The 8996-nt window shown below is 49.8% G+C and carries 8 protein-coding genes; 3 read left to right on the top strand and 5 right to left on the bottom strand.

The window, feature by feature from the left end; all coding sequences use genetic code 11:
• Positions 1–842, top strand: an 842-nt coding sequence (locus L0156_25620) for a tetratricopeptide repeat protein (protein ID MCI0606378.1), incomplete at its 5' end; no start/stop codon positions are given.
• A 58-nt stretch (positions 843–900) separates the two neighbouring features.
• Here the strand turns inward: L0156_25620 and L0156_25615 are convergent.
• The 4 genes from L0156_25615 to L0156_25600 all read right to left on the bottom strand — a co-directional run bounded on the left by L0156_25615 (position 901) and on the right by L0156_25600 (position 4120).
• A complete protein-coding gene (locus L0156_25615; protein ID MCI0606377.1) occupies positions 901–1425 on the bottom strand; it encodes a tetratricopeptide repeat protein in 525 nt (174 codons plus the stop codon).
• Between the two features lie 88 nt (positions 1426–1513).
• Positions 1514–3271 carry a protein kinase gene (locus tag L0156_25610; GenBank protein ID MCI0606376.1) on the bottom strand — a complete coding sequence of 586 codons (1758 nt, stop codon included), beginning with the start codon at positions 3269–3271 and terminating at the stop codon, positions 1514–1516.
• Between the two features lie 133 nt (positions 3272–3404).
• Positions 3405–3749, bottom strand: a complete 345-nt coding sequence (locus tag L0156_25605; protein ID MCI0606375.1) for a TfoX/Sxy family protein — start codon at positions 3747–3749, stop codon at positions 3405–3407.
• A 17-nt stretch (positions 3750–3766) separates the two neighbouring features.
• Positions 3767–4120 (bottom strand): nuclear transport factor 2 family protein, encoded by a 354-nt coding sequence (locus L0156_25600; protein MCI0606374.1) that lies wholly within the window; start codon positions 4118–4120, stop codon positions 3767–3769.
• Positions 4121–4333: 213 nt separating this feature from the next.
• Between L0156_25600 and L0156_25595 the strand changes: the two genes are divergently transcribed.
• The gene (locus tag L0156_25595) at positions 4334–7636 is read left to right on the top strand and encodes a glycoside hydrolase (GenBank protein MCI0606373.1); all 3303 of its coding nucleotides are present in this window, start codon (positions 4334–4336) and stop codon (positions 7634–7636) included.
• A 244-nt stretch (positions 7637–7880) separates the two neighbouring features.
• On the opposite strand, the gene L0156_25590 is transcribed toward L0156_25595, so the two are convergent.
• Positions 7881–8462 carry a hypothetical protein gene (locus L0156_25590; protein MCI0606372.1) on the bottom strand — a complete coding sequence of 194 codons (582 nt, stop codon included), beginning with the start codon at positions 8460–8462 and terminating at the stop codon, positions 7881–7883.
• A 44-nt stretch (positions 8463–8506) separates the two neighbouring features.
• Here L0156_25590 and L0156_25585 point away from each other — a divergent pair, with 44 nt between their 5' ends.
• Positions 8507–8989 (top strand): peptidylprolyl isomerase, encoded by a 483-nt coding sequence (locus L0156_25585; protein MCI0606371.1) that lies wholly within the window; start codon positions 8507–8509, stop codon positions 8987–8989.
• Positions 8990–8996: the final 7 nt, after the last annotated feature.

The raw sequence follows: 8996 nt of genomic DNA, 5'->3' as shown, positions 1-8996 counted from the left end.
TTGGATATGCAGGATTGTCTGATTTTTACGGTTTACTGGCAGCCCAAGGCCTACTGCCGCCACAGGAAGCCTGGCCGAAAGCGGAAGCCGCTGCCTTGAAAGCTTTGGAGTTGGATGACTCTCTGGCAGAAGCTCATCATGCGCGTGCAGCGCAAAAACTATTCTATTACAGGGACTTTCAGGCTGCAGAACAAGAATTTAGAAAAACGCTGGAGATAAACCCCAAATATGCCGAGACGCACTTGCTTTTTGGATTATTCTTAAACGCTATGGGAAGGAAGACTGAAGCCCTCGGGGAACATCAACGCGCCGCGGAACTGGATCCTTTGAATCTCCGAATCAACCAGTGGCTTGGCACGTACTATTACTACCATCGCGATTTTGATCGTGCCATTTCCGAATATAAAAAGACGCTTGAAATGTATCCTGAAGAGGCTTTTCTGCATGAACTTCTCGCGAGAGCGTATGGACAAAAGGGTTCGTACGATGCAGCGTTCTCAGAATGGGTCACGGCTTTTAAGTTGATGGGGGATACTGAAATGGCCAGCGCTCTTCAAGAAGCGTACCGGCTCGGTGGCCATCGACAGGCGGTTCAGGCAGTCTGGCATACGCGACTGGAGCGATTAACGGCAAAAGCCAAAGGCTCATACGTTTCCATGTTTGAAATTGCAGATGCTCATATGCGCCTGGGAGACAGGGAAAAAGCGGTCGAATATTTGCAGATAGCTTGCAGTGAAAAGACAAATGGGATGATCCTCATGAAATTGGACCCAATCTTTGATCCGATTCGGAAGGATCCACGATTTGCTGCAATTGAGCGCTGCTTCAGCGAGCCGGGCTAACGGACTATTCAGGGTGAATTCCTTTCGACGACCAAAACGAGTAGCGAACGATAACACTTCATGGGATAGTTGTGGGAAGTCCGACGCGTTTCAGTACTGCATGGAAACGGGGTTCGGATCGCAAGGGATCCATGTTTGGATCCACGTGTAAGAAAACAACCCAGTCATCCCGCTCGTTACATGCTTTCTCCAACGACTCCAATGCGAGTTCCTTCTCCCCGAGCGAAAGGTGCAGTTCCGCGAGCATATAAGGACGAACATATTCTCGCTTCTGTTTCTCCAGAAGATCTCCCAGGATTTTCTGCGCGTCACCTTTCTTTCCTGACAATCCATAGGCCATTCCTAACAAAGGCATGATGAGAGGATCGGAAGCATCAAGCTCCTGGAGCTTTTTTATTTCGGAAATGGCAGCTTCATACTGACGAGTTGCAATATAAAGACGAGCCGCTTGATAACGAGCCGCAGTAAGATTTGGCTCCAGTTCAAGCGCCTTTTTATACTGAGCGAGTCCTTCTTCATACCGGCGTGAATAGTGAAATACCATTCCGAGATCAACAATGCGCCACAAACTGAGCGGGTCCAATTCCTGTGCTTTCTTAGCTTCGTCAAGGGCAGTTAATTGTTGGCCGGTACGATAAAGATACCAGGCGTAGGCTCCGTGGATTGATGCATCAATTGGGCTTCAAATCGATCGCGCGCCGGTACTCTAATCCCGCTGCAGTCTGATCCCAGGTGTAGTAGTGGTGAATTCTTCCGAGAATTTCATGCGCTTCCGCGAGGTTGTCATCCAGTTGAACAGCCCGGAGAGCTGCCTGGTTCGCTTTCGTATAGGCTTCAGATGGCCGAAGTAGTGCCGAAAGGCCGGAGTCCAGGTAAAGATTGCCAAGCGCAGCATGAAATAAGGGGTCTTGAGGATCCAGATCAACGGCGTGCTGAACAAGCTGAAAAGCTTTCTGAAATTCCTCTACTGTGTAAGATTTGCGATAAAAATACATTGCCTTCAAATATTCTTCGTAAGCTGCAGGATTCACCATGCGCGTATAAGTCAGCCGCTTTTGTTCTTGAGGACTGAGCTCCGCCTGAATCTCCCGGGCAATTGCTTGAGCCATTTCGCCCTGGAGCGTGAGCATTCCTTGCATTTGTCGCTGATAACTTTGAGCCCAGAGATGTTTGTCCGTGATTCCGTGGATTAACTGGACCGTTATACGAACCTGATCACTCTCTCGAAACACCGATCCTTCCACTAGCGCATCTACATCGAGTTCCCGGGCAATATCAGGAAGCGGTTTCTTTGCTTCCTTGTACTGCATAGACGAAGTGCGCGAGATTACTTTTAACGACTTGATTTTGGAAAGTTCCGCTATCAGTTCATCCGTCATGCCATCGACCAGATACTGCTGGTTGGAGTCTCCCGACAGGTTTTGTAACGGCAACACCGCAATTGATTGGATTTTTTCCAGGCTTCCGGGAGACTTTTTTTTCGACTTCCATAGCACACCTCCAGCTATGGCTATCAGTACAAAAACTGCCGCAAAGAACCAGAGGTTTCGACCCGGACGCAAGACGCGGCTACTGACTGCTTCAGTCACTGTTGTGACCATCTCTAAAGCGCCCAACAATTCCTGTGCCGAGGCAAACCTTTGAGTCTTCTCTTTTCGCAGGCAGCGCGAAACAATTTCACGCAACGGCGCCGGAACTTCTTCACTGAATGGAGGTGGTTCCTTATGAAGGATGGCTCCGATTGTTTCTTGATTGGTGCTTCGATGAAAGGCTTTGCTCCCGGTTAACATTTCGTACAATACACAGCCGAGCGAAAAGATGTCGGTCCGCGCGTCCACTTCAGCTCCACGCACCTGTTCAGGCGACATGTACGGAATTGTGCCTCGAATGACTCCAACTTCTGTTTCTACTGATTTAGTAGGTGCTTCTGACACCTCTTGCCCGGGTGGTGGTACGAGTCGCGCTATACCAAAATCGAGAATCTTTACATGACCATCAGAGGTAAGAAAAATGTTCTCTGGTTTCAGATCGCGATGGATCACACCTTTCGAATGTGCAGCAGAGAGGCCCTCTGCGACGGCTATTCCGATTTCGATCGCTCTGCTTGATTCGAGCAGCTCATGAGTCATACGCGTCCGCAGCGTTTCTCCCCTTAACAGCTCTGTGACAACGTAGGAAATGCCCTCATGCGTACCAACGTCATAGATCGACAAGATATGCGGATGAGAAAGAGTAGCGATAGCCTTTGCTTCCCGTTCAAACCGTCTGAGCGCCGATGGGTCTTCCGCAAGATGCTCCGCTAGAACTTTGATGGCGATTTCTCGATCAAGCCTTGAGTCTTTGGCGCGATACACTTCGCCCATTCCTCCGGCTCCAAGAGACCCCAGGATCTGATAAGGCCCCAGGTTGGTTCCCGGCGCTAGCGCCATGAGGCTATCATCTCACAATCAGACACACATCACATTGCGTACGGCATCTTCTTGATGCGATAACTGATGGAATGAGATGACTTAACTGGATGGCGGCCGCCAGGTGCAAATGCGCAAGCGTTTCCAGAGCTAGTTACTTCTTCTTTATCTTTTTTGAGCGTTTGGCTTTCTTGTTGTATTCCAGTGCAAGCTGAATCCAGTAGTCAAAATCATCTTTTCGTCTAATTCCTTCTTCACTGACATGGACGTATCCTTTGTATTCTCGGCCCTTCATCATTACTGTCCGGCAGCCCTTTCTTTTCACTGCTTTCTCATGAATTGCAGGGTCTATGCGACACATGAGTCTGTCCTTGCCTGCGCCCACGCACATTTTCCCGTTTACCATGAACGTTACACCGCCAAACATTTTCTTTTCTACGACCTGTGGAACATTTTGGAGCGCCGCTCTCACTCTTTGGGTCAATTCGTTATCTGTCATATTTTTTTCTGTCCGTTCTACTTCGGGAAAGGTGAGCTATCAAAGTAAATCGCGAACGAATCTATTTTGCCGTCCTTTACTGCGAAAATCTCAGCGACATCACTGATAAAAATGTTGCCGCCCGGCGGTTGCAATTCATAACGAGTCAGGACCACAGCTTTTTCTCCCGCAATCATGATGTCTCTTATTTCAAAAGAGACTACCATCGAATAAAAACGTTTTGTCGAATCAAGGAAAGCGTTTTTACCAGTAACTTGTTTGACAGGGCTGGTAAAGCTGGTAAAAGTCATGTCATCAGATAGAAATGATTCCCATCCCTTTTTCTGCTTGAGGCTGTCGAAATATCCCTGGATGGCGTCCTTCGTTGTCATTTTGTCTTCTCCTTTTCAGATATTTAACCATACGGTTAAATATACATCCAGAGGCACAGGGAAGTCCAGTGAAGTTGACGCGCAGACGCATCGACGCGCAAACGCATCGACATTGAGGTTCTTTCCTGCCGTTTTTGGGGTGATTACCTCATTGTTTGGCTGCTCGTGGCGCGCAAGACTATTTCATAGCGTGTATTTGTCGGAGGCCTACTTATGTTAAAGCGATTTTCCAGCATCACTTTTGTGCAAGTGTTTCTTATCCCGGCCATAGCAATCCTTTGTGCTTGGTATATTTTTGCGGGCTTGGCTCATGCGGCGACGATGCCGGCGAGCGGCACAATCTCACCGACAGATCCCACCATCACATACACCGGAGGGCCCTTCGCTTTGTCGTATCCTTATATCGAACTGACGGGCGATGATCCACCTGCTTGTGCGGCAGACACAAATTGCGGCGAGTTTGCATTAACGGTTGATATTCCGCAAACGGATTTCAACACTTACCTGGTTAAACTGAAGGTTGCATGGACCAATAGCGGGACAACGACACGTGGTAAGAGCGCCTCCGATTACGACGTATACGTTTATTCGCCCGACAACTTGACCGGCTCACAAACATCGAGTGCGGCAAGTCAGGATAATCCGGAAGAGACGACGTTCGAGGTTGTCAGCGGGCTCTACACAATCTATGTAGTTCCATTTGACGTGTCTCCCACAGTGCCTTTCAATGCAACCGTCACGCTGGTTAGAGTCGGGCCATGGCCTCCACTAGAAGGCACGACGCCTGTTCCTCCGGGCACACCGCGTTTTTTTAATTACGCTGCGCCTCCCGGATTGGCGGATGACGCCGGCGAACCCACGCTTGGTATCAACTGGAATACCGAGAAAATTTTTGGTGGCATTCCAAACGGCGGAACGGTAAATTTCTTTGGCGGCTTCCTCCCTCACATGCTTCGAGTGATCTTCGATGACACAACCTCACCCGCTACAGTTACATGGGAGACTGCACCACTCACTTTAGCAAACGCTCCACGGGTTTTTGGCGATCCTATTCTGTTTACAGATCCCGTGAAGGGTCGGACATTCGTGTCCCAATTGATCGGTCTTACACCATTAGGAAGCACGACAGAGTGGACAGATGATGACGGCCGCACGGGTTTCCTGCCTAGCGAAGGATCCGGTTTGCCGTCAAACATAGACCACCAGACTTTTGGCGGTGGCCCGTTCCATGAGCCGATCCCTACAGGAGTGAACCCGTTGTATGGGCATGCGGTCTACTATTGTTCGCAGAGTGTGGCAGAAGCCGGTTGCTCCCTTAGCGTAGATGGCGGAATCACGTTCCTGCCATTCGTTCCGATGTACACTTCCGCTGATTGTGCCGGCTTGCATGGACATATAAAGGTAGGTCCAGATGGAACCGTCTATGTACCGAACAAGGGTTGCGGTCCGGAAGGAGAAGGACAGCTGGACGATCCTCTTTTTCACGCAAACGGCAGGCAGGCTGTCATTGTATCGGAAGATAACGGCCTGACATGGGACATCCGTATGGTTCCAACGGCCGATACCTCCAGCGAGCGCGACCCATCTGTGGCAGTAGCGCGTGATTCAAAAACTCTCTATTTTGCGTATCAAGCAAAGAACGGGCATCAACACGTTGCTGTTTCGCATGACAAGGGTCTCACCTGGCCGGCAGAACTCGATGTCGATGTAGGGGCACAGTTAGGAATTGAGAACAGTCAATTTCCTGCTGCAGTTGCTGGAGATCCAGAGAGGGCAGCGGTCGCCTTCTTTGGCACCAAAACTCCCGGCACAGACTATGATCAGGCAGCCTTTTCCGGTGTGTGGTATCTATATGTCGCTACCACACTTGACGGAGGCAAAACCTGGGTCACCCAAAATGTGACTCCGGGCGATCCGATCCAGCGCGGCGGTATTTGCGATAGCGGCGGATGCCGCAACTTACTCGATTTTTTTGATGCAGGCATTGATAAAGAAGGGCGTGTGTTAATCGCTTATGATGATGGCTGCATCAGCGAAGGCTGCATTTCCGGGCAGAGATCCTATGGCATGAATGCGTCGAACGACTTTACAGCAAGAGCAGTTATTGCAAGACAGGCCAGCGGAAAACGGATGTTCCCCGAGTTTGATTTTATGGCCGGTGATGATATCAATCCCGCTCCTCCGCCGCCACCGCCTCCGCACGCGACTTCCTGTGACGGTAATGTCGCAACAGACGCGGCCGGGGACGCGGTTCATCCTCTTCTAAGCTCGAACGGCGGCAACAGAGACCAAGTAGATATCACTGGATTATCCTTTGGCCTGAGCGAAGATAAACAAAACATGGTTACAACCATCACTCTCAAGAATCTATCGACAACTCCAATCACGGGGTCAAGCGGCACGTTCTATTACGCCGTGTGGACTCGCGGTCAGAAGAACGCTGATGGCAGTGTCGCTGGACGCACGTATGCGACCCGTGTTGAAATTAGCGCGAACAATGGAACGATTTTTAGATTCGGGCCATTTGATCCGAGCAATGACGCATTTATCACCTCAGAAGTTGTGACCGGCTCCGTCACTCCCGGTGAGAATGGCACGGTAAAAGTGAATGTTCCGCTCGTAAAACTCGGCAATCCAACAATCCCGGTTACTGATCTGACTTCAGTGCCGGCGGTGATCGAGCCGTATGCGCTGACCATAATTTTAGAGGTCGCTCTCCGTTTTGTGCAGCCGGCTGATCGCGCACCGAATCCGGGATCATTCGGCGCAAATTGGGCAGTCTGTCTGGCTCCAACCGTGGTTTGCATGGAGGACGATGACCCATCAATCAGTTACTCCGACGGTTGGCATCTGGTTAGCGACTCTGATGCAAGTGGCGGTCACTTCCGTCTGCATGCCGGCAAATCACCTTCGCATTCTGCGAGCGCCAACTTCGTAGTGGCTGCGGGCCAAACAGGTAAGATCACCTACTATTACGCAACGAGTCCGAAAGGCGGAACGGCCGAAATATTCCTGGATGGTGTTTCTAAGGGTACCATCAGCTACTTGGGTTCAGCAGGTTCAACCAGAGATCCGGCATTCGGATCAAAGGTCGAGTTCGCAAATCTGGCGGCTGGTGCGCATATCCTGGAAATCAAAAACATGAAGGATGCTGTCTATGTGGACCGCTTCTGTCTGGAAAGCGCAACCTCAAGCGGTAGTCCTGCCACCGGCCCCGGACAAACAACATCAGACAGCAACAACCTGAATGCAGGCCAGGAGGCTACCAGCATCGTGAATGTCGGATCGAATGCAACGGCGATCTCAGTTGTCGCGGAAACAAGCACGAACCTTCCGATTAAAGTGCTTCTCATTGATCCGAGCGGTTCCGTTCTAAATACTGCTGATAACACTTCCGGTTTTGTTGTTATCAGTGCTCCGGTTTCTCAGTCAGGGGCATATGTAGTCAAAGTCGTTAATTTGAACCTTGGTCCCGTGGCGGTCTGGAGTGCGATTACACCGACTTTAAGGCGCTAATGATCAGCGCGCAAGGTACGGACAATACAGAGGACCCAGACCTCATATTCCCTTTGTCAAATTATACTTTTCTCTACATTTTGCCTCTTGGAGTTGGGAGGATGAGATGATTATTTCAGGTATTTTTCAAACCACTTCACGATCGCAACGGCAGGTAAAGCGTATTTTCGGGAAGGGAACCGGTGGTAATCTCCTTTAACTCATCGGAGGATGGATTATGGGGGGCACGATCGCCGGTCTGGAATCAAATCTTATGCTCATCTACATGGAAGTGGATTTCATAAGCTCCCGCAATTTTAAAAATTCCTGTAATCTCATCACCAAACATAAAGGAGCCTTTAAACAGAAGATCATCGCCGCCTGCCCATTTTTTCAGCAAGAAAGATTTCACATCGTCCGGCGCGCTTCCAAACATTCCGGGCAGCAGTTTTTTTGCTTCTTCAAATATCGCTTCTGTGATGGAGGAGAGCGCGTTCCTGATTTTATCCCAGCCATCCGTTCGATTTACGTCAAAGATTTTGAACTGCAAAGAATGGAGTTTGGATGCAGGCAACAGAAAAATCAGCCTGTCCCATGCATCGACCCGTCCTATATCGATCGTTCCCCAGGATCCTTCGTCCTTACCGCGCACATAGTTTGATTCTTTTTGCCTGTTTCTATCGCACTCCCAGTAGGTGTCGAGTCCGGGAAGAATTGCTTGAGTCGTTGCGAGCGTTCCATCTCCAGCCACGTAACGGAGTTCTGCGATCAAACGGAAATTAGCTTTATTATTGTCCAGATCTTTTGGAAATTTAAAAGCGCTGAGAGTCAGCTCAAATGTGGGCATTGTTCCCCTCCCATTTTTTCACCTATGTTAGAATACTTCGGCATATGAGCAATCGCACAGCTGTTATTGAAACAAACCTCGGTACGATCGAGTTCGAACTATTAGAACAGGACGCGCCGAAGACAACGGAAAACTTTATTCTCCTCGCGCAAAGAGGTTTTTACAACGGTGTAATTTTCCATCGCGTGATTCAGAGTTTTATGATTCAGGGTGGTGATCCGACCGGTACAGGCCGCGGCGGGGAATCCGCATGGGGTGGACGCTTCAACGATGAAATCAATCGCTCTTCCGATTTGTATAAAACGGGCTACAAACGAGGCACGGTTGCGATGGCAAATGCAGGCCCGAATACGAACGGCTCGCAGTTTTTCATCATGCATAAAGACAATCCGCTGCCGCCAAGCTATACGATTTTTGGAAAGGTTACCACTGGTCAGGATGTGGTGGACGCGATCGCAACCACTGCCACGGATGCAAGCGACAAGCCGAAATCCAGCGTGACCATGAACAAAGTCACGATCCTGTAAACCTGTG

The organism is bacterium (assembly GCA_022616075.1).
Taxonomy (GTDB): domain Bacteria; phylum Acidobacteriota; class HRBIN11; order JAKEFK01; family JAKEFK01; genus JAKEFK01.
The sequence above is the reverse complement of the archived record's forward strand: the minus strand, read 5'-3'. Positions and strand labels throughout refer to the sequence as shown.

Coding starts and splice junctions, on each gene's coding strand:
- L0156_25610 (MCI0606376.1), bottom strand. CDS start 3,271: ATGGCGCTAGCGCCGGGAACCAACCTGGGGCCTTATCAGATCCTGGGG.
- L0156_25605 (MCI0606375.1), bottom strand. CDS start 3,749: ATGACAGATAACGAATTGACCCAAAGAGTGAGAGCGGCGCTCCAAAAT.
- L0156_25600 (MCI0606374.1), bottom strand. CDS start 4,120: ATGACAACGAAGGACGCCATCCAGGGATATTTCGACAGCCTCAAGCAG.
- L0156_25595 (MCI0606373.1), top strand. CDS start 4,334: ATGTTAAAGCGATTTTCCAGCATCACTTTTGTGCAAGTGTTTCTTATC.
- L0156_25590 (MCI0606372.1), bottom strand. CDS start 8,462: ATGCCCACATTTGAGCTGACTCTCAGCGCTTTTAAATTTCCAAAAGAT.
- L0156_25585 (MCI0606371.1), top strand. CDS start 8,507: ATGAGCAATCGCACAGCTGTTATTGAAACAAACCTCGGTACGATCGAG.